A 20,526-nucleotide genomic window follows, 5' to 3' on the forward strand; every position below is an offset into this window, starting at 1 on the left:
CCTCAGCCGTCGTCCCCAGTCGCAAGCTCCGGCCACCGACCCCAGTCGCCGCCACCGCCAGGCCCTTGGGCGCCGCCCCCGGCCCCTCACTTTCACCGTCTCGACGGTCGCCCCGCCACTACCACCATCCCGGCACCGCCCCTTCCCTCATGGCATCGCCGGTCACCACGCCCGCCCCCGCGCTTGGCCGCCGCGCGGCCATCCCTGTAGGCCCTTAGGTTCTAACGCTCCGTCGCAACACCCGCTCGCACGACAGCGCCGCCCGCCCAGCGCGCACCTCGTGTCGCCCTCACCAGGTCGCGGTCAGTGGCCCGCGAGTTCCTCGGCGATGGGAGCAAAGGGGAGGTGGTCGCGTTCGTGGTGCACGACGAAGTATGAGATGTCGTGCTCATCCCGCCAATACCGCAGCTTGTCGACAATGTCGCGATGCGTCCCCAGCAACACCTGCGGCGTCTCGTCCTGCCGCGAAGAGTCGGCAGCACTCCAAGCCTCCTCGCCCCGCCGTACCCCCAACTGCTGGATGCTCGTCCCCAGCTCAACCCCCGCATACCGGTCTCCAGCCGCCTCCCGCACCGTAGCCAGCTTGGCCAGGAACGCCGCCAGCCCGCCATCAGCCCCATCAGGCCCCCTGCCATCGGCCCGGACCCGCATCCCCAGGTTGATCACGTCCGCCTCCCGTGCCGCCAGGCTGAGCATGCGCGGCCCACCCCCACCCAGCAACAACCGCGGATGAGGCCGCTGCACAGGCTTGGGCAGCTGGTCGAGCCCGTCGATGCGATAGTGCCGCCCCTGATAGGTGAACGGCCCGTCAGACCAGAGCCCTTTGAGTACGGCTATCGCCTCAGCCAGCCGTTCCACCCGCACCCCTGGCCGGTCGAACGCCAGCCCCGCCCCCGCATAGTCCGCAGCCATCCACCCTGTGCCCAACCCCAGCTCAAGCCGCCCCTCGGAAAGCAGGTCAAGCGTTGCGGCCTCCTTGGCGAGCACCGCCGGATGCCGGAAGTCGTTGGCGAACACCAGCGTCCCCACCCGCAACCGCGTGGTCGCACAGGCCGCCGCGGTGAGCGCCGCGATGGGCGCGAACCGCGCACCCACCAGATGGTCGGGGACGAGCAGCACGTCGAACCCCGACCCCTCGAGGCGCCTCGCCTGCTCGGCCCACGCTTTGGCCGACTCCGCCTGCCGTACGACAGCAGCAAACCGAAACGGCCGACGCGTCATGAATCCTCCAAGGCAACCAAGCGCTTGCCCAACACCCTAGCCCCAGCCCTCCGGAAACCCCACCCGCGAGCCTCCAGATACTCCTTAGCCTCAGCACCCGCAGCCTCCGGAAGCCCCTTAGCCTCAGGACCCGCAGCGTCCGGAAGCCCCTTAGCCTCGGCACCCGCAAGCGTCCGGAAACGCGTCGAGCGCCGGGCGGGTGGCAGCCACCCGCCCGGCGCTCGCACCCGGCCCCCAACTCGCCGCCTATGTCGGGCCCGCCTTCCGGTTGGCGAGCCGTTCTGTCGCATGTGGGGCAGCTTGGCATGCACCCGCCCGGCTCTTGAGCTCGACGCCTGATACCCGTCCTTCGGTGACCGAGCTGTTCGGAGGCTGGGTCTTTCCGACGCCGGGCCGTTCGGAAGCCGAGTGGTGGGGGTGCCGAGCTGTTCGGCCTCCGAGTGGTTCGGTCTCCGAGTGGTTCGGGTGGCGTGCCGTTCGGTCCCTAGGTGTTGGGGTGGGGTGGTGGGTCAGTGGGAGGGCTGGCGGAGGAGGCCGAGGGAGACGCCGCCCATGCCGATCGCCATCAGCACCCATGCGCCCGCCGCGATCGAGTTGGGCAGCCCCGCGAACCACGCGACCGGCACCGTGAACGGCGCCACGATCAGCACGATCGACGCCCACGAGGGAGCGGTCTTGCCCAGCAGCGCCGCCACCCCGAGCAGGACGAGTCCGAGCAATCCCGCGAAGAACAGGCTCCCGACGGCCGACGTGGGCAGCTCGTAGTCCCACATCTTGGCGATCGTCGGCACGTCCACGCCGCTCTTGGCCGCCGCGTAGATGAGGTCGTCGCTGTTGCCGGGGCTGGGGATCGCCAGGGTGAAGGCGAGGATCATTCCGATGAATCCGAGCGTGGCGCGTCCCCTCCTGGCGACGCTGCTCACCCCGAAGAGTCCGGGGATCAGGAGGATCGCGAAGATCGCGCCCCACCACGCCCAGAGGGGGTAGCTGCCGATGTTGTCCACGAAGTTCTGGACGTAGGCCGCACCTTCGGCGGTGACCGCGTAGGGCGCGAGGAACAGCGAAACGGCGATGGACAGCGGTGCGAGGAAGGCCGAGGCGATCATCGCGTAGCGGGCGAAGGTGTCCGCACCGGAGCGAGGGGTTGTTTCGATGCTGGTCATACCGTCAGCGTCGATCCACCATCGTCAGGACGCATGAGTAACCCCTACTCAAAGCGCCTTACCAAGCGCTTGCTTCAATGCCACACTGGGTTCATGGAGCACATCCCCGTGCGCGCCGCCACCGACGCCGAGGTCGCGTTCTTCCAGGAACACGGCTGGGTACGGCTGGCCCGCCTGGTAGACCCCGGAACGGTGGCGATCCTGCGCGAACGCGCCATCCGGCACCTGGAGGCCAGGTCCAGGGCCCGCGCCAGCCTGGTCGACCAGGCGTTCGGCCAGTCGCGCGACATCGCGGACAGCGACGAGCTGTTCGGTTTGCTGACCATGAGCCAGACGATGGGGGCGAACGCGATCCGCCTGCTGCGCGGCGTCACCGCCGTCCGCGTCCAGGTGACCAACCTCCTGATCAAAGAGCCCGCCGTACAGCACGATTCCCCGGCCGTCACACCCCATGACCCCGCACGATTCACCCCCTCAATGGCGGCTCCACAGGACACCGGTGAGGGGGAATCCGGGCGATTGAGCCCGCCTATGGCTGCTGCACGGGACACCGGCGAGGGCGACTCCGCCCATGACTCCGGGCAATTGAACCCCTCTGCGACCGCTTCGCCGGACACCGGGGAGGCCGCACCTGATATCGGGCACGGGTCGACCGAGTTTCACCAGGACTTTCCCTGGATGCCGATGGACCGGTCGGCGATGTTGACCGTCTGGCTCGCGCTGGTCGACGTGCCCGCCGACATGGGGTCGCTGCGTTTCTACAGCGGATCCCACCGCCACGGCCTGCTCGGGCGCAGCTTCACTCGTCAGGGCGACGACCAGCTGACCCAGCACCCGTGGCTGAAGGATCTGGAGCTGTCGCCGCCGCTGGACCTCAAGGCGGGCGACGCCACCGTGCATCACGCGCTGACCGTCCACGGGGCTCCGGCCAACCATCGTGACACCCCGCGGCTGTCGTTCACGGTGACGTATTTCGACGCCGACAGCCTTTACACCGGCACGCCGTACAGGCAGACGGACGGGCTGGGCCTCAAGGTCAACGAGCCCTTCGACCACGAGAGGTTCCCTTGTCTAGGCCCATGACCAGCACCGCCCCGCCCTTCGGAGGTTCCTTGCCTAGGGTCATGGCGAGCACCGCCCCGCCACCCGGAGGTCCCCTTGCATAGGGCCGAGACCGGCACCGCCCCACTGCCCGGAACGGTGACCTTCGACGTGCGAGCCGCGGGGCGCGTAGGAGTCGAGGCCTTGCCCGTACGGTGTGCGCGGACGACTTTCGACGTGCCGGGCGGGCGGGAGCGGCATCGCCGTGCCGTCTTCTCGCTCCACGCGGGTGACCTTCGGAGCGCAAGCGGCAGCCCGCCGAGGGCCAGCCGTGCGACACGTGCTGACGATTCCACGTGCGGGGTGGTGGCGCGGGAAAGGGCGAGGCCTCTCGGCGTTGCCCCAGGGTGTGGAGGTCGCGTTGCCTGAGACCGTGAGAGGGTTCGTCGCCGATGTCGGTGCGACCCTGATGCACGAGCACATCTTCGGCCTGAGTCCCGAAATCCTCTGGAACTGGCCCGACATCCCCGAAGCCTGGGACCTCCCCACCAGGGCCAGGGAAGCCGCAGCCAAGCTGGACGCACTCAAAGCCGAAGGCGTCGACACCATCGTGGATCTCACGGTGGTAGGACTCGGCAGATTCATTCCGGCGATTCAAGAGGTAGCAGCGCTCACCTCGGTGAACATCGTCGTCGCCACCGGCCTCTACACCTACGACGCACTCCCGCCGTACTTCGGCAACCGAGGCCCGGGCTCGCTGTTCGGCGGCCCCGACCGGCTGGCGGAGTTCTTCGTGCGCGACATCGTCGACGGCATCGGCAGAACCGGCGTCAAGGCGGGCATGCTCAAATGCGCCTCCGACCACCTCGGCATGACCAAGGGCTGCGAACGTGTCTTCCGCGCCGTCGCCGAGGCGCACCTGGAGACGGGCGCCCCGATCACCACGCATTCGCACAGTTCGTCCAGGGGCGGGCTCGACCAGCAGCGCCTGCTCGCCTCGCTCGGCGTCGACCTGTCGCGCGTCGTCATCGGCCACGCCGGAGACTCCACCGACGTCGCCTACCTGGAGGAGCTCATCGCCAACGGCTCCTTCCTCGGTATGGACCGGTTCGGCATCGAGACGATCAGCCCGTTCGAGGACCGTGTCCAGATCGTGGCCACGCTCTGCGAGCGCGGCCACGCCGCCAGCCTCGTCCTGGGTCACGATTCCTACTGCTTCAACGACCGTTTCGACCCTGATGTCGTACGGCAGCGCCACCCGAACTACCACCTGCTGCACATCTCCCGTGACGTACTGCCGGAGCTTCGCAAGCGCGGCGTCACCGAGGAGCAGATCCACCAGATGCTCGTCGACAACCCGCGGAGGATTCTCGGATGGACTTCGACGTCAGCTCCGACTGGCACGTCGCCTCGCCGTACGACTTCCTGAGGACGCTCCGCCACGAGCAACCGGTGTTCTTCAGCGAGCACCTGGACGCATATGTCCTGACTCGCTACGACGACATTCGCGCCGCCTACGGCGATCACCGGCGTTTCTCCTCCAAGGGGTCGCTGACGATCTCGCGCAGCCTCACCGAGGAGACGCGGGCCAGGCTGGGCGAGCACGGGTCGTTCCTGTCCAGCTTCGTGGCGAACGTGGATCCGCCCGACCACACGCGGCTGAGGCGTTCCGTGTCCCGCGCGTTCACGCCGCGCGCGGTGTCGGCGCTGGAGCAGCGGTTCAGGGAACTCAACGAGCAGCTCCTGGACCGAGTCCTTCCCTCTGGAGGGGCTGACTTCATCGCGGACATCGGCCACGAGCCGTCCGTGAAGCTCACCGCGGCGTTCATCGGCGTTCCCGAAGCCGATGAATCCTTCGTGCAGTCGCGGGTCAAGGACTGGTTCCAGCTTTTCCTGTCGCCGCAGCCCGCGGCCAGGCAGTTGGAACTGGCGGATTCATTCCTCACCTACCTCGACTACGTCGACCGCCTCGTCGCGTCGCGGGCCAAGGATCCGCAGGATGACTTCACGTCATTGATGACGTCGCTGATCGGGTCGGAGCTGTCGCACCGGGAGGTGGTGGAGCTGATCTCCACGATCCTGCTCGGCGGCAACGACACCGTGCCCAACCAGCTCGGCAACAGCGTGCTCCGGCTGCTTCGCGAGGACACCTGGCCGGTGCCCGAGGCGTTGATACCCGGGGCGGTGGAGGAATGTATGCGCATCGATGGCGCCTCGCTGGGGTCCTTCCGGTACGCCCTGACCGACATCACGCTGCATGGGACGACAATTCCGGCGGGGGCGCTGGTGTTGCTGTCGACCGACTCGGCGGCTCACGACGAGACCGTGTTCCCCGAGCCGGAACGCTTCGTCATCGACCGGCAGAACGCCGACGCGCACCTGGTGTTCGGGTATGGCATCCATTTCTGCGTGGGTGCGGCTTTGGGGCGGCTGCAGTTGCGTACGGCATTGGAGGTGCTGGGCCGACGCCTGCCGTACCTCTCGCTGGACCCTGGCCCCGTGACCTACCGCAAGTCCATCGTCGGCCGCGGCCTGACGACCCTCCCGGTCCACTGGTGAACCAATCGCGCCGCGCGGATGGTGCCTGGGGTCGTGGCAAGTGGCTGTTCGGTGGGGAGGTCCAGGGATGAGTCGGTTTGATGGGCGGGTGGCGTTGGTCACCGGGGCCGGGTCGGGGATCGGCGCGGCGTGCGCGCTGCGGATCGCGGCCGAGGGCGGGCTCGTCGGCGTGCTCGACCTCAGCGGGTCGGCGGCCAAGGCGGTCGCGTCCGCGATCCGGTCCAAGGGGGGTACGGCCGTCGCTTTGACCTGCGACGTCTCCGACGCCAAGCAGGTGGAGGAGGCGGTCGCCGAGCTCGTGGCCTCGTTCGGGCGGGTCGACGTGCTGCACTCCAACGCGGCGATCCTCGACAGAGAGACCTACGGTCGCGACCTGGATCTGTCCGATATGGAGGTGGACGTGTGGGATCGCACCATGGCGGTCAACCTGCGCGGCGCGATGCTCATGGTCAAGCACACGATCCCGGTCATGCCGGATGGCGGCGCCGTCGTCATCACGTCATCCGTGTCAGGGCTGGTTGGTGACACCGATCATGCTGCGTACGGCACGTCCAAGGCGGCCATTGGTGGGTTCGTACGGTATGTCGCGACGATGTACGGCTCGCGCGGTATCCGGTGCAATGCGGTCGCGCCTGCGCTGGTGGTGACGGAGGTGGCGAGGCAGGCGCTGGGGCCTGAGCGGCTGGCGGAGAAGGCGGCGGAACGGCTGCTGCCGTGGGCATGTGAGGTGGCGGATGTGGCGAATCTGGTGACGTTCCTCGCTTCGGAGGAGGCTCGGTGCATCACTGGGCAGACCATCGTCATCGACTCCGGAACGCTGGCCCACCGCCCGGAACACGCCGTGAAGTCCTGGCGCACCACCCAGCCCTGACCGCCGCAGTGGACCTGTACTTCCAGCCCCGGCGCGCGTGCCAAGATCCCCGCGCCGGTTGGATCGCGAGGGATGCTGCGGCGCGTCGTCCGACGGCGGCGAATGACGCGTGAGGCGGGCGGGCCGTGATGCCCAGCGGGGTTGGGGCGACGCGGAGTTGTGCGGCGCTGCTGGGTTGGGGTGACGCGGGGTGCGCGGCGCTGCTGGGTTGGGGTGATGCGAGTGTGCGGCGCTGCCGGGTTGGGAGGCGCTGCTGGGCTGGGGTGATGTGGGGCGGTGATTCCGGGGTGAGGGGGGTGGTTAGGATCGCGGGGCTGGGATGAAGTGGTGGATATCGCGAAAAGGGGTGCGCCGTGGAGCCCGTTTCTGTGGGATTGGTGGGGGCCGGGCCGTGGGCGGCGATGGCGCATGCGCCGATGCTCCAAAACAGCCCGCACACCCGACTTGCCGGAGTCTGGGCCCGCCGCCCCGAGGCCGCTGCCGAGCTCGGCGCCCCCGTCTACGAGCGCATCGAGGACCTGTTCGACGCCTGCGAGGCCGTCGCTTTCTGCGTGCCGCCCGCCGTACAGGCTGATCTGGCAGTGAAGGCCGCGAGAGCGGGCAAAGCGCTCCTGCTGGAGAAGCCACTGGCGGACTCCCTCGACGGCGCCCGCCGCCTCGCCGACGCGATCGGCGAGGCCGGGGTGGCGTCGCAGATGTTCCTGACGATGCGTTACGCCGAGCCCGCCCGCACCTTTCTCGCCCAATGCCAGGATATCGAGCCCTTTGCCGGACGTGCGGCGTCCCTCGGGGGAGGCTGGACCGAGGGGCCGTTCGCGACGCCGTGGCGGCTGGAGCGCGGGGCGCTGCTCGACGTCGGGCCGCACGTGATCGACCTGCTCGACGCGGCGCTCGGGCGCATTGTGGGGGTTCGGGCGAACGGTGACCCGCTGGGCTGGACGGGCCTGCTGCTCGACCACGAGGGCGGCGCGGTCAGCCAGGCGGCGATCTGCATGCAGACCACCGGGGCAGTGCGGTCGCAGAGCTTCGAGGTGTACGGCAGGCGGGGCAGTGCGGAGCTCGGCTCGTTCGACGAGGACCCGCTCGACGTCATCGCCGCCGAATTCGCCGACACCGTGCGCCGCGGCGGCGGCCACCTGCTGGACGCGGCCCACGGGCTACACCTCCAGGAGATCCTCGCGTCGGCGGAGGCGCAACTCATCCGCGGCTGAACGACACGGGGTTGTGGGGTCATCCCAGGTCTGGAGGGACCCTTGACTTCGGGGCTCACCGGAGAATTGATAGCGTTTGTCTGACGCGCAGTGTTGCAGCGAAGTCCGGTGAGATTCCGGCGCTGTCCCGCAACTGTCAAAGCCAGGTCGCCTGCCTCTGCGCTGACGTCATCAACCCTCGTGGAAAAGGGTGATCCGTCGTGAAATTCACGGGTCTCTCGGTTCCGACAGTGAAAGGACTCCTCGTGAGGCCCGTACGCACGGCCTTCGCGGGCGCACTGCTGGCAACGTTCGCCCTGGCCGGTTGCGGTCAGAGCGACGGCACCACCGCCAAGGCAACGGCCCCCGCCACCGCAAGCGAACCCGCAGGTTTTCCCGTCACCGTCAAGGCGGAGAACGGCGATGTCACCATCGCCAAGAAGCCGGAGCGCATCGTGTCGCTCTCGCCCACGGCCACCGAGACCCTGTTCGCGATCGGCGCAGGCCCGCAGGTCGTGGCGGTCGACGACCAGTCGAACTACCCGGCTGAGGCGCCGAAGAGCAGCTTGTCCGGGTTCAAGCCGAGCGTCGAGGCCATCGTGGCGCAGAAGCCCGATCTCGTCGTCGTCGCCTACGACAACGACAAGATCGTCGCCGAGCTCGGCAAGCTGAACGTCCCCGTCCTTTGGGAGAACGCCGCCGTCAAGATCGATGACGCGTACGACCAGATCGCCGACCTGGGCGCGGCCACGGGCACGAAGGCCAAGGCCGAGGAGGTGGTCACCGGGATCAAGACCGAGATCGACAAGCTTGCCCAGGCCGCCCCTAAGGACAAGAAGCTCACCTACTACCACGAGCTCGACAACACGCCCTATGCGGCGACGTCGTCGACGTTCATCGGTCAGATCTACGGGCTGTTCGGGCTGACCAACATCGCCGACAAGGCGCCGGACGCGGCGGGCGGCTACCCCAAGCTGTCGGCTGAGTTCATCGCGCAGGCCGATCCGGACGTGATCTTCCTGGCTGACGTGAAGTGCTGCCAGCAGAGCAAGGACACGCTGGCGAAGCGGCCGGGGTGGAAGGCGCTGTCGGCGATCAAGAATGACCAGGTGGTGCAACTGGACGACGACATCGCGTCCCGGTGGGGGCCGCGCATCGTCGACCTCGCCAAGACCATCGGGTCCGCGGTCTCCAAGGCATCGAACTGACCATCACGGGCTTCTGCCTGACAACGGCGGCGAAGGTTTCAAACTGACAACCATCTTGTACGGCTCGCGCCGGCGGACAGCCACCCGCCGACGTCGGCGCGCGCCCGTGCGTCACGGCACTCAGCCGCACACACTCCCCGCCGCAACATCGCCCCGAACCCCCTTCCCAGCACCCACCCCCCAAACGGGCCCCCGCCCACTCCCACCGGCAGGGCTACGTTTGTCGCGCCGCTCACTCCCGCCGGAGGGGCTGCTCCGCCCGCTCCCACCGACAGGGCTACGTCCGTCGCCCTGCCCGCTTCCACCAGAAGGGCTACTCTCGCGGACCCACCCACTCCCATCGGCAGGCCCACTCCTGTCGGCCCGCCCAGCTCCACTGGCAGGTCCACGCCCACAAAGGGGCGCTGGTCCGCCAGTGGGCCCACGCCCGCTGCTAGTGGGCGAGCACTCAGTGCTCGGCGAGTGTCTAGTGGGCGGCCGCCCACCCTCAAGTGCACGTCCACCAACGGGCAGGCGGTTGGGAATGGGCGGCTGCCCACAATTGGGGGTGTGTCCACGAGTGGGCTGTGTCCTCGCATGGGCGACCGCCCACGATCGGGTGTGTCCACGAGTGGAGCAGCGTTCACGAGTGGGCGATCGCCCACAAGCGGGCGTGTTCACGAGTGCCCAGCGTTCACGAGTGGGCGAGCGCCCATGGAGAGGTGAGCGGTCATGAGTAGCGCGCCCCCGAAGGTCGCGAGTCCCGAGCGGCGCACGCACAAGAAGGCGCTCCAGGTTGCCGCCGCGCTTGCCGTACTGATCATCTGCATGATCGCGGGAACCCTCGGCGGCGCCGCCGACATCTCGCCCTGGCAGATCGTCAAGCAGGTGGCGGACTGGCTCCCGTTCGTGCACGTCGACTCCGGCCTCGCCCCCGTGGAGCAGGGGCTGCTGCTGGAGATCCGCATCCCCAGGGTCCTGATCGGCGCCACCGTCGGCGGCCTGCTCGCCATCGCGGGCGCCGGGTACCAGGGCGTTTTCCGTAACTCCCTGGCCGACCCCTACCTGCTCGGTGCCGCCTCGGGGGCGGGGCTCGCGGTGACGATGGTGATCGTCTTCCTCCCGGGTCTGGCGGCCAGCGTGCCGGTCGCCGCGTTCATCGGCGCGGTCGGTGGCGTCATGCTGGCGTACACGCTGGGCAACACCGCAGGCCGCGCCGGAGGGACCGCGACGCTGGTGCTGGCCGGGGTCGCCGTGACGTCGTTCCTCACCGCCATCCAGACCTTCGTCCAGCAGCTCAAGGTCGAGGAACTGCGCCAGATCTACGCCTGGATCCTGGGTGACATCGGCGGTGGTTGGGACAAGTTCTGGCTCATGATTCCATACGCCGCCGTATCGTCGCTGGTGCTCCTGGCGCACGGGCGCATGCTCGACGTGCTGTCCGTCGGCGACGACGAGGCGGCGAGCCTGGGGGTCAAGGCGGCGAGGGTACGGCTGCTCGTCCTGTTCGGCGCCTCCCTGGCAACGGCGGCGGCGGTGGCGGTGAGCGGGTTGATCGCGTTCGTCGGCATCGTGGTGCCGCATGTCGTGCGGAGGCTGGCGGGAGGGTCGTACCGCATCGTGCTCCCGCTCTCGCTGATCTGCGGCGGCGCCTTCCTCGTACTCGCCGACCTGCTGTCCCGCACCCTCATCGCTCCCGCTGAACTCCCCATCGGGGTGGTCACCGCCTTCATCGGCGCCCCGTTCTTCGTCGGCGTCCTCCGTGTCACCAGACGGGCGGAGATGTGACATGGCGCGCAATGGGACGGCCATAGAGGGAGAAGCAGGCGAAGTGGCGGTGAGCGCGGGGTGATTGAGACTCGCGGGTTGTCGGTGACGTTGGGGGAGCGCGAGGTGCTCTCCGGTATCGGGATGCGGGTCGAGCGGGGCGAGTGGCTGGCGGTCATCGGGCCCAACGGGGCGGGGAAGTCGACGCTGCTGCGTGCCGTCATGGGGGTTGTGGCGCATCGGGGCGAGGTGGACATCGACGGGCAGGACGCGTCCAGGCTCAAGGCGCGTGAGCGGGCCCGGCTCACCGCGTACGCGCCTCAGAGCCCGGCGTTGCCGCCTGACATGACCGTTTTCGAGTACGCGTTGCTCGGTCGCACGCCGTACATCTCCTATCTTGGGCGGGAAAGTCGTCACGATCGTGAGGTGACGGCGTCGGTGCTGGAGCGGCTGGATCTGGGTGGGCTGGCGCATCGGCAGGTGGGGCATTTGTCGGGTGGTGAGCGGCAGCGGGCCGTACTGGCTCGGGCGCTCGTCCAGCAGGCGCCCGTCCTGCTGCTCGACGAGCCGACGACTGCGCTGGACCTTGGTCATCAGCAGCAGGTGCTGGAGCTGGTTGACCGGCTCAGGTTGGCCGACGGGCTCACTGTGATCACTACGCTGCACGATTTGAGTGTGGCTGGGCAGTATGCGGACCGGTTGCTGTTGATCGCGGACGGGCGGGCGGTGGCGTTGGGGAAGCCGGTGCAGGTGCTGACCGAGGCGCTGGTCGGCAAGCATTTCGGCGCGCACGTCAAGATCGAGCCCGGACCTGACGGGCGGCCGGTCGTGCACCTGGTCAGGGGCGATCGGTGAGGGTGCCCGGTCTGGGCGATTAGTGACGGGTGGCGGGTGCCTGCTGGGGTTCGGTCCTGGGCAGGTGGTGGGGCGGACGCGTCAGGGCGAGGTACGGCGAGCGTCTGCCCGGGGCCGGATTGCCCAGCGAGTGCGTGCTTGGCGTCCGGGTTGTCTGGTCGGGTGTGTGTGGTGAGGGTTGTTGGCTTGGGTGGGGGGCGGCGAGCGTCTGCGCAGGGTTGGGTCGCTCGGTGAGTGTGCCTGGAGTTCGGGCTGTCTGGTCGGGTATGCGTGGTGAGGGTTGTCCGGTCGGGTATGCACGGTGAGGGTCGTCGGGTTGGGTGGGGTGCGGCGGGCGGTTGCGCGGCCGGGATGTCGGGTGAGGGGTTAATGGTGGAGTTGTCGCATCGGGTTGAGGATGGCGAGCGGCTGGGGGCCTTGTTGTGGGAGTTCGGGCCCGGCTGGCGGATGATCTCTTCGGCGATGCTCGGTGGTGGGATCGGGCCGCGTGAGTGGGTGCTGAACGCGCAGGTCGTGGCCGGGTACTCGCGTATGGATCCGGTGGAGCATCTGACGGAGCTCGCCCCTCCTGGGGACGGGGTGGGGATGATGACCGCTGCCTTCGTCGAGAAGTACGCCAGGGCGAGCGATGGTGGGGTTGAGGCGGTGGCGACGGTCGGGCTGCGGGTCCCTACGTGGGCGGCGGCGCCGGAGGGGGTTGAGGATCAGGAGCTCCGGCCGATCCGTGTTGGGACGATCAACATCATCGTGGCTGTGCCGGTGGCGATGTCGGATGCGGCGCTGGTCAACACCGTGATGACGGTGACGGAGGCCAAGGCGCAGGCGCTTGTGGAGGTGGGTTTCCCTGGCACGGGCACAGCGTCCGACGCGGTCTGCATCGCCGTACGGGACCGTATGGCGGGAGAGGGGAACGTGCGGGGCCGTATGGCGGGAGACGCGAACGTGCGGGGCCGTATGGCGGACGGAGGGAACGTACGGGACCGTATGGCGGAGGGCGTCCCTGACGTACGGGACCGTATGGCGGCTGGCGGGGGTGATGCGGCGGCTGAGGAGCTGTTCGGGGGGCCGCGCTCGGAGTGGGGTGCGCGCATCGCTCGCGCGGTCCACGCGGCGGTGCTGGCGGGGGCCAAGGAGTGGTACGCCTACAAGTAGCGCTTGGCCCAGGGATGGTGGGGCCGATGTGGATGGCTTGCGGGCAAGGGGCAGGCCTGGATGCGGGTGGTTTGCGGCGAGGGGGCGGGGCCTGGCTGCGGGTGGGGCTCGGGTCGGGGCGCCGTGAGTTCCAGCAGGTAGGGAGTATTTGGGGTCGGGGATTGCGGTCTCTAGCCGGGTGGTGTCCGCGCGGCAGTGCCGGTGCGGGCGCGGTGAGTAGCGCTCACGGGTGGGGACTGGATCGTCTGCAGGCAGGCCGTGGTTCGTCTGTGGGTTGATGGTGCTGGTCGGCTGGGGACAGTGCGTCTGCGGTGGCGTGGTGGGGTTACGCGTAGGTGGGTGAGGTGGTGGGGTCACGTGTAGGGGGGAGGGGTGGTGGGGTTACGTGTAGGGGGTTGGGGTGGTGGGGTTACGTGTAGGGGGTTGGGGTGGTGATTTTTCCGGCTCGTAGGTCGGCCTCTACCTCGGGGCGGGGGCGGTCGGAGGGAATGCCGAGGCCGGCGCCGCCGGTGGTTTCTACGATGAAGGCTTCGCCTGCCTGGAATAGGGCGTTGTTGACCTTGGAGGGCAGGCGTTCGACGGTGCCGTCCCTGTGTCGGCGGAAGAAGCCGCCTGGGCGGCCTGGCAATCCGCCGTCCCGGCCGGGAGGTGGTTGCCTCAGGCGGTCGCCGCGGGTGGTCACGTGGCAGTCGGCTTGGAAACGGTAGACCGTGCGTGTGCCCAGCCCACCCCTGAAGCGGCCTGGGCCGCCCGAGTCGGGGATCACCTCTATGGACTCCACTACCAAGGGGCAGCGGGTCTCGATCGGCTCTACCTGGGGGATGGAGTTGCGGCCTATTCCGAAGTGGACACCTGTTGCATCCGGGCCGTCCAGGCCCTGGCGGGCGCCTACGCCGCCGAAGTCGTAGGAAAGGTGGATCCAGTACGGAGCACCTACGGCTGCTATGGAGAAGGGCTGGAGGATGCCGCTCGGGGCGATCGCCCTTGAGGGGATCGCGTCGGACATCGCTTGGAAGATTGCTTCCATGGCCGCGTAGATAGGGACGAAGCGGCCGCCGCAGGGATATGGGGAGCGGGCGTTCAGGAGGGATCCCTCGGGGAGGTGCACGGTGATGGGGCTCAGGCAGCCCTCGTTCATGGCGATCGTGGGGTCGATGAAGCAGCGCACCGCGAAGACGGCTGCGGCCATCGACTGGGAGGCTGAGGCGTTGATGGCGGCCGGTACCTGGGGATCGGTGCCGGTGAAGTCCACCAGGGTTTCCTGGCCGAGGGTCACGGCTACGCGGATGGTGTGGGACTTCTCCAGGTTTATGCCGTCGTCGTCTATCTCGTAGGTCGCGGTGTAGGTGCCTGGCGGGAGTTCGGCCAGGGCGGCTCTGGTTCTTGCTTCGGTGTAGGCCAGGTAGTCGTCTATTCCGGCGGCCAGGCCTGCCGCGCCGTACTCCTCGATCAGGTCGGTCAGGCGCTGGGCGGCCACGGCTGTGCCCGCGACCAGGGCTCGGACGTCGCCCATGACCTTGTCGGGGGTTCGGCTGTTGGCGCGCAGGATGGCCTCGACGGTGGCGTCCAGCCGTACCGGGGGGAGTTGGAGGCCTTCCAGGAAGATGTCGGTGGCCAGCGGGGCCATGCCGCCGGCTGACAGTCCGCCGAGGTCGGAGACGTGGATCATGGTGGCGGTGAAGTACGCCGGGGCGTCGTCTATGAAGACGGGGCGGTAGACGAGCAGGTCGTTGGTGTGGACGCCGCCTCGGTAGGCGTCGTTGGTGACGTAGACCTCGCCGGGGCGCATGTCGGGGATGTCGGCCAGGACCTCGGGGAGGGCGATCTTGAGGGCCATGCTGTTCATGAGCGTGGTGGCCATGGACTGGGCGATCAGGCGGCCGTCGGCGGAGAGGATCGCGGCTGAGGCGTCTGAGCCTTCGACGATGAAGGTGGAATAGGCCGAACGGACCACCACGATGCTGGCTTCTTCAGCGGCGACGACCAGGGCGTTGCGGAGCACTTCCGCTGTCAGGGCGTCACGCATGGGTGAGCCGTACGGTGCGGTGGGGGTCGAGGGTGGCGGTCCAGCCGGGCGGGACGACGATGGTGGCCTCCGGGTCCTCGATGATCGCTGGGCCTTCCACGGTGGTGAGGGTCTGTCTGGTGAGCACGGGGGTGGTCACGTAGCCACCTGTCTCGGGGAAGTACGCCTCGCGGGTGGTGCCGAGGCGGGGTGGGTCGCTGGCGGAGGGGGCAGCGGGTGTCGCGGGGCCTCTCGGGGTTGCGGGGTCCTGGGAGGCGGGGACGGTGGCGTCGGCCGGGGCCGTGGGGGCTGGGCTGCCAAGGGAGGGGCCCATCCGGGTGGGGGTAGCGGAGGGGGTCGTGGGGGTTGGGGTGCCGGTGGAGGGGGGCCTCCGGGTTTGGGGGGCGGTGGGGTCGGTGGAGGGGGTTGCTGGTGTGACGGGGCCGCTCGGGGTTGCGGGGTCCTGGGGGGCGAGGGTGGTGGCGTCGGCCGGGGTCGTGGGGGTTGGGGCGCTGGTGGAGGGGGGCGTCTGGGTGGGGCCGGTGGGGGTGGTGGCAGGAGCGGCGGTGGTGGAGGAGGGTGTGGGGGTTGGGGGGTCGGTGGAGGGGGGCGACAGGTTAGTGGGGGGTGGGGGGACGGTGAGGTGGATGCGGTAGCTGACGATCTCGACGGGGCCCCGCTGGGCGATGCCGTACACCTGCTGGTACTTCGCGTAAAAAGCCTCCACCCACCCGGCCGTCCAAGGGACCGTCAGATCATGGGACTGGCCCTTGAAGCGGACGTCCACCGCCCGGGACACCTCCGCCTCCGCCAACGGCACCTCCAGATCCGCCGCAGCCTCCAACGCGAGACGCTCGAACACAGCCTCAGGCGAAGGCGCGTTGAGCGATGACAACACCCGATCGGTGGACAAAGCCCCCCGAAGCAACCCCACCGCAGAAGCAACCCCGCAATGCTCAGGCACCAGCACCGTGGAGATCCCGAACCGCCCAGCCACCCGAGCCGCATGCATAGGCCCAGCCCCACCAAACGCCACCAGCACGAACCCGCGCGGATCGATCCCCCGCTGCACCGTCACCACATGCACCGCAGACGCCATAGCAGCACTGACGATCTCGTGTACGGCTGCCGCCGCAGCAGCCCGCGACACCCCCAACGGCAAAGCCACGGCGTCCAGAGCCTTGCCAGCCAGCGAAGGCGACAGCGGGATCGAAGCGGAAGCCAGGTACCCCAGCAGCAGGTTGGCGTCAGTCACCGTAGGAGCAGACCCGCCGAGCCCGTAGCAGGCAGGCCCAGGCGAGGACCCCGCAGAATGCGGCCCCACCCGCAGCGCGCCCGCCGCGTCCACCCACGCCACACTCCCGCCACCAGCGCCCACCTCGGCCAGGTCGATGGCAGGCGTCTTGACCGGCACCCCGGTCCCCGCCCGCCGCCCACCGAAGCTGCCCTTGCCCCCCACGTGGAACTCGTGGGTGATCTCCGGCCGCCCACCCCTGATCACGCAGGCCTTGGCCGTCGTGCCCCCCATGTCGAAGGAGATCGCGTCGCCGAAAGCGGACGCCGCCAGCACCCCGGCCGCAGGCCCCGACTCGATGGTCGCCACCGCCCGCCGGGCGGCGAGCTCCGCCGACATGACCCCGCCGCCCGACTCCATGACGTGGATCGGCGCGTCCACCCCCAGTAGGAGCAGCGCGCCGCGCAGCCGCGACAGGTAGGACGCCATGAGCGGCCCGACGAACGCCGACATGATGGTCGTCGTCGCCCGCTCGTACTCGCGCAACTCCGGCCACACCTCGGAAGACAGAACGACCGAGGGAACGTATTCGGAAAGGATTGAACCCACCTGCCGCTCGTGCCCGTTGAAGGCGTAGGAGTGCAGCAGGCAGACCGCGGCCGAAGTGATTCCCCTGGCGGCGATCTCCGCGCCGGCACGCCGTACGGACAACGGGTCGAGAGCCGTGAGCACAGCACCTTCGTGCGAGACCCGCTCGTCCACCTCGAAACAGTCCACGTCGAGCACCGGGGGAGTGAAGCGAAGATCGTAACGATCCTCCTCGACCCGGGCGTAGCGCCCGAGCGGGATCAGCGACCGGAAGCCCCGCGTGGTGACGAACGCGACGCGCGGCCCCTTGCGTTCGAGCACCGCGTTGGTCGCCAGCGTCGTCGCGTGCACGACCCTGCTCACCGATGCCGGATCGGTATCGCCGAGCACTTGCGCGATCCCGGTGACGACCCCGGAGACCGGATCGTCGTGCGTGCTCAGGCATTTGGCGACGCGGACTGTACCGTCTGGGGCCCGGAGAACGATATCGGTGAAGGTACCGCCTACGTCCACCCCGATCGCGTAACCCATCCGAGTAAGTTAAATCCCGTAGCAAGCGCTTGTCTATGTCGTGATCTCTTGACTTACGGCAGGCGATGGAGACGCTGGTTATATCACCTTTAGGGAGCTCAACGATGAGGCGTCAAGCGGTTGTCGCCGCAGGTGTCGCGGCGCTGGTTGTCACTGCCGTGGGCCCCGCCCTGGCGCACGAGCACCCGAGCGGGCTGACCGATCTGGTCTCCCCCGCGGTCGTCCGCGTGGAAGCCGTCGCGCACGTCGACATCACCCTGCTCGACCACGTCGGCGAGCTGCTGCACGTCGAGCGGAGTTACGACATCCCGATCGGCACGGGCACCGGCGTGGTGGTCACCCCTGAAGGAGCGGTCGTCACGCTCAACCGGGTGGTCGTCAGCCAGAAGGACGTCGCGATCCTCGCGGCCAACCGGATCTTCGCCGAGCACCACAAGGTGAAGATCCCGGCCGACTACGAGAAGCACAAGGTGAAGGACCCGATACTCAACCACCACCTCAAAGAGTGCTACCCGCCCAAGACGCCGCTGGCCACCTGCATCATCGACGTCAAGCCGGTGATCACCGTCTACCCGAACATCGCCACGCCCGACCTGAAGGGCTTCCAGGCCGAGGTCACCGAGCCGGGGAACGGTCCAGACAGCCCGGCCGTCCTGCAGCTGACCGGACGCACCGAGGGCGGCGCCGGCCTCCCGACCGCGCCGCTGGCCGACAAGGTGCCGGACAAGGAGGGCTCGCCGATCAACCTCGCCGGGTTCCTGGCCAAGCCGTCGGCGGACAAGCCGATCAAGGTCGAGATCGGCCACCTGGCCAAGGGCGGAGTGTCCGGCGAGGGCGGTCGGCCGTTCGCCGATCCGGAGAAGAAGGTCGACGAGCCGTCCAAGCTCGGCGCGCTCGCCGACCAGGGCATGCTCGGCGCGCCGATCATCGGCGACAAGGACGGGCACGTCATCGGGATGCTGGTCGGCGGCGGCAAGGACGCCAAGATGATCGGCGTCAGGGAGATCACCTCGGCGCTGGCCAAGGCGAAGGTCGTCCCGCGCCGCGGCACGATCGACGCGGCGTTCGAGGCGGCGCTCACCCGCTTCCACACCAACAACTTCACCGACGCCGTGCCGTACTTCCAGCGCGTCATCGACCTCTACCCCGGCCACACCGTGGCGGCGGCGCACCTGAAGACGTCGCTGGCCAAGCGGGGCGGGGCCGAGGACACCGGGGTGCGCAAGGCGGCGCCACCGGCCAAGAGCGGGCTGCCGCTGTGGCCGTTCATCGCGCTCGCCGCGGTGGTGCTGGTGGCCGCGCTGATCGGGACGTTCCTGCTGTGGCGCGGACGCAAACGCGCCGAGCCGCCACCCCAGCAGCCGCCGGTGACCCCGCTGCCGCCCCCGCTGGTCACCTCGGCCACGCCCACCCCGCCGCCGATGATGGACGACGGAGCCAACCCGACCGTCGTGGTGCGCAGGTCACAGGCCTTCCAGGCGGTCGGCCAGCTCGTGGCCCAGGAGCAGCAGCCGTCGACGGCGATCAAATACTGCACGGCCTGCGGGATGCGGCTGGGCGTCGCCCACAAGTTCTGCGGCTACTGCGGCCACCCCATCGAGACGTGATGCACTTGAACGAGAGATCCCTGATCGGCCAGGAGGTGGCCGGGTACTTCATCGAGGACATCGTCGGCAAGGGCGGCATGGCCGTCGTCTACCTGGCGCTCGACCCCCGCCTCAGCCGCAGGGTCGCCCTGAAGATCCTCAACCCGATCCTCAGTGTCGACGACCGCTTCCGCCAGCGCTTCATCCTGGAGTCCAGGACGGTCGCCAGCATCGAGCACCCCAACATCATCCCGATCTACGAGGCCAACGCCGACGCCGACGGCGTGCTCTTCATCGCCATGCGCTACGTCGACGGGCAGGACCTGCGCAGGCTGATGTACGACACGGGCCCGCTGCCGATCGCCCAGTCCAACCAGATCCTCGCCCAGGTGGCGGCGGCGCTGGACACGGCGCACGCGCACGACCTCATCCACCGCGACGTCAAACCGGCCAACATCCTGCTGGCCGGCGACCACGTCTACCTCACCGACTTCGGCATCACCAAGCACCGCACGTCGATCTCCGGGCTGACCCAGACCGACCAGTTCATCGGCACTCCGCGCTACATGGCCCCCGAGCAGATCAACAAGGAGCACATCGACGGCGGCGTCGACCAGTACGCCCTGGCCTGCGTCGCCTACGAGATGCTGACCGGACGCCTGCCGTTCCAGCGTGACAACGACATCGCGCTGCTCTGGGCCCACCTGGCCGAGGCGCCGGCCCCGCTGTCGCACCTGCGGCCCGAGCTCCCGCCCGAGGTCGACGGGGTGATGATGCGCGCGCTGGCCAAGTCGCCGGAGCAGCGTTACCCGTCGTGCACGGCGTTCGTGCGGGCGCTGCGCGACGCGATCAGCGGGCAGCAGCCGGACACCCACCCGGTCACCGTCACGCCGCCGCCGCGCACCGCCAGGTCGGCGGCGTCGAAGAAGGTGCCGATCATCCTGGTGAGCGTGGTGGCCGCGCTGGCCACCGTCGCGCTGGTGCTCCTTCTCGTGCTGAACGGCAGAGCCCCGGACTGGGGGCGCTACGCCAGCACCAAGGCGGCGCCGATCGCCTTCGAGTACCCGGGCGACTGGTCGGCGACGACCCATGCCGACGTGTTCGGCCTGGCCTCGCCCAAGGTGGCCGAGTTCGAGCCGCTGTTCTCCGCCGGGGTCGGCGCTGACTGGACCCAGGTCAACTCGATCATCCAGGCGGACTCCGCCGCGGCGACGGGCGTCTACGTCCAGGTCACCGAGACGATCAAGCCGCAGTTCAGCAAGGCGCAGCTGGAGGAGGCGCTGCTGCAGATGCTGCCGGGCAAGGTCGAACTGGCCAGGGAGCCGGTGCAGGAACGGGTCGGCAACCGGGACGCGCGCATGTTCAGCGGCGCGATCACCGACGACGCCAGCGGCGGGCGGCTGCACTTCACCGGCTTCGTCATCGACATGCAGCCCAAGCCCGCGCTCATGCTGTACTTCTGCGCGCAGAACTCCTGCGGCGGGCCCGTCTTCGACCACGTGAAGACGACCGCGTCGCCGACGTGACTTGGGGTTGACTTGCAGGCGGCTTGACCAGGCGGAAAGCGGGATATACC

At 68.9% G+C, this 20,526-nt stretch carries 15 protein-coding genes and 1 riboswitch; of the genes, 11 read left to right on the forward strand and 4 right to left on the reverse strand.

Annotation, left to right across the window (positions count from 1 at the left end; all coding sequences use genetic code 11):
* Positions 1–303 precede the first annotated feature (303 nt).
* On the reverse strand, positions 304–1,221 hold the full coding sequence (locus ACIBG8_RS53185; RefSeq protein WP_397351082.1) for a TIGR03621 family F420-dependent LLM class oxidoreductase: 918 nt from the start codon (positions 1,219–1,221) through the stop codon (positions 304–306).
* Between the two features lie 509 nt (positions 1,222–1,730).
* Positions 1,731–2,384, reverse strand: coding sequence for a hypothetical protein (locus tag ACIBG8_RS53190; RefSeq protein ID WP_397351083.1), 654 nt, complete (start codon positions 2,382–2,384; stop codon positions 1,731–1,733).
* Between the two features lie 93 nt (positions 2,385–2,477).
* Here ACIBG8_RS53190 and ACIBG8_RS53195 point away from each other — a divergent pair, with 93 nt between their 5' ends.
* The 9 genes from ACIBG8_RS53195 (at position 2,478) to ACIBG8_RS53235 (ending at position 13,006) form a co-directional block, all read left to right on the forward strand.
* The gene (locus ACIBG8_RS53195) at positions 2,478–3,467 is read left to right on the forward strand and encodes a phytanoyl-CoA dioxygenase family protein (protein WP_397351084.1); all 990 of its coding nucleotides are present in this window, start codon (positions 2,478–2,480) and stop codon (positions 3,465–3,467) included.
* Positions 3,468–3,846: 379 nt separating this feature from the next.
* Positions 3,847–4,854, forward strand: coding sequence for a phosphotriesterase (locus ACIBG8_RS53200; protein ID WP_397351085.1), 1,008 nt, complete (start codon positions 3,847–3,849; stop codon positions 4,852–4,854).
* Positions 4,800–5,984, forward strand: coding sequence for a cytochrome P450 (locus tag ACIBG8_RS53205; protein WP_397351086.1), 1,185 nt, complete (start codon positions 4,800–4,802; stop codon positions 5,982–5,984). The genes ACIBG8_RS53200 and ACIBG8_RS53205 overlap by 55 nt, the downstream gene beginning before the upstream one ends.
* 67 nt (positions 5,985–6,051) lie before the next feature.
* Positions 6,052–6,855, forward strand: coding sequence for an SDR family NAD(P)-dependent oxidoreductase (locus ACIBG8_RS53210; protein WP_397351087.1), 804 nt, complete (start codon positions 6,052–6,054; stop codon positions 6,853–6,855).
* Positions 6,856–7,208: 353 nt separating this feature from the next.
* Complete coding sequence (locus ACIBG8_RS53215) at positions 7,209–8,066, forward strand: Gfo/Idh/MocA family protein (RefSeq protein WP_397351088.1); 858 nt, start codon at positions 7,209–7,211, stop codon at positions 8,064–8,066.
* A gap of 66 nt (positions 8,067–8,132) precedes the next feature.
* Positions 8,133–8,240, forward strand: a riboswitch (cobalamin riboswitch).
* 71 nt (positions 8,241–8,311) lie between these two features.
* Positions 8,312–9,253 carry an ABC transporter substrate-binding protein gene (locus ACIBG8_RS53220; protein ID WP_397351089.1) on the forward strand — a complete coding sequence of 314 codons (942 nt, stop codon included), beginning with the start codon at positions 8,312–8,314 and terminating at the stop codon, positions 9,251–9,253.
* A gap of 807 nt (positions 9,254–10,060) precedes the next feature.
* A complete protein-coding gene (locus tag ACIBG8_RS53225) occupies positions 10,061–11,020 on the forward strand; it encodes a FecCD family ABC transporter permease (RefSeq protein WP_397351225.1) in 960 nt (319 codons plus the stop codon).
* Positions 11,021–11,080: 60 nt separating this feature from the next.
* On the forward strand, positions 11,081–11,854 hold the full coding sequence (locus tag ACIBG8_RS53230; RefSeq protein WP_397351090.1) for an ABC transporter ATP-binding protein: 774 nt from the start codon (positions 11,081–11,083) through the stop codon (positions 11,852–11,854).
* Positions 11,855–12,223: 369 nt separating this feature from the next.
* Positions 12,224–13,006: an adenosylcobinamide amidohydrolase gene (locus tag ACIBG8_RS53235; RefSeq protein WP_397351091.1), complete on the forward strand. Its 783-nt coding sequence runs from the start codon at positions 12,224–12,226 to the stop codon at positions 13,004–13,006.
* 409 nt (positions 13,007–13,415) lie between these two features.
* On the opposite strand, the gene ACIBG8_RS53240 is transcribed toward ACIBG8_RS53235, so the two are convergent.
* Both ACIBG8_RS53240 and ACIBG8_RS53245 read right to left on the reverse strand, forming a co-directional pair.
* Positions 13,416–15,032 carry a hydantoinase B/oxoprolinase family protein gene (locus ACIBG8_RS53240; RefSeq protein ID WP_397351092.1) on the reverse strand — a complete coding sequence of 539 codons (1,617 nt, stop codon included), beginning with the start codon at positions 15,030–15,032 and terminating at the stop codon, positions 13,416–13,418.
* Positions 15,025–17,364, reverse strand: coding sequence for a hydantoinase/oxoprolinase family protein (locus ACIBG8_RS53245; RefSeq protein WP_397351093.1), 2,340 nt, complete (start codon positions 17,362–17,364; stop codon positions 15,025–15,027). Before ACIBG8_RS53245 ends, ACIBG8_RS53240 begins: the two co-directional genes overlap by 8 nt.
* A 104-nt stretch (positions 17,365–17,468) precedes the next feature.
* On the opposite strand from ACIBG8_RS53245, the gene ACIBG8_RS53250 reads away from it, so the two are divergent.
* Together ACIBG8_RS53250 and ACIBG8_RS53255 are read left to right on the forward strand one after the other, a co-directional pair.
* The gene (locus ACIBG8_RS53250; RefSeq protein ID WP_397351094.1) at positions 17,469–18,971 is read left to right on the forward strand and encodes a tol-pal system YbgF family protein; all 1,503 of its coding nucleotides are present in this window, start codon (positions 17,469–17,471) and stop codon (positions 18,969–18,971) included.
* On the forward strand, positions 18,971–20,476 hold the full coding sequence (locus tag ACIBG8_RS53255; protein WP_397351095.1) for a serine/threonine protein kinase: 1,506 nt from the start codon (positions 18,971–18,973) through the stop codon (positions 20,474–20,476). Before ACIBG8_RS53250 ends, ACIBG8_RS53255 begins: the two co-directional genes overlap by 1 nt.
* Positions 20,477–20,526: the final 50 nt, after the last annotated feature.

The sequence above is a fragment of the Nonomuraea sp. NPDC050556 genome, from assembly GCF_044457355.1.
Taxonomy (GTDB): domain Bacteria; phylum Actinomycetota; class Actinomycetes; order Streptosporangiales; family Streptosporangiaceae; genus Nonomuraea.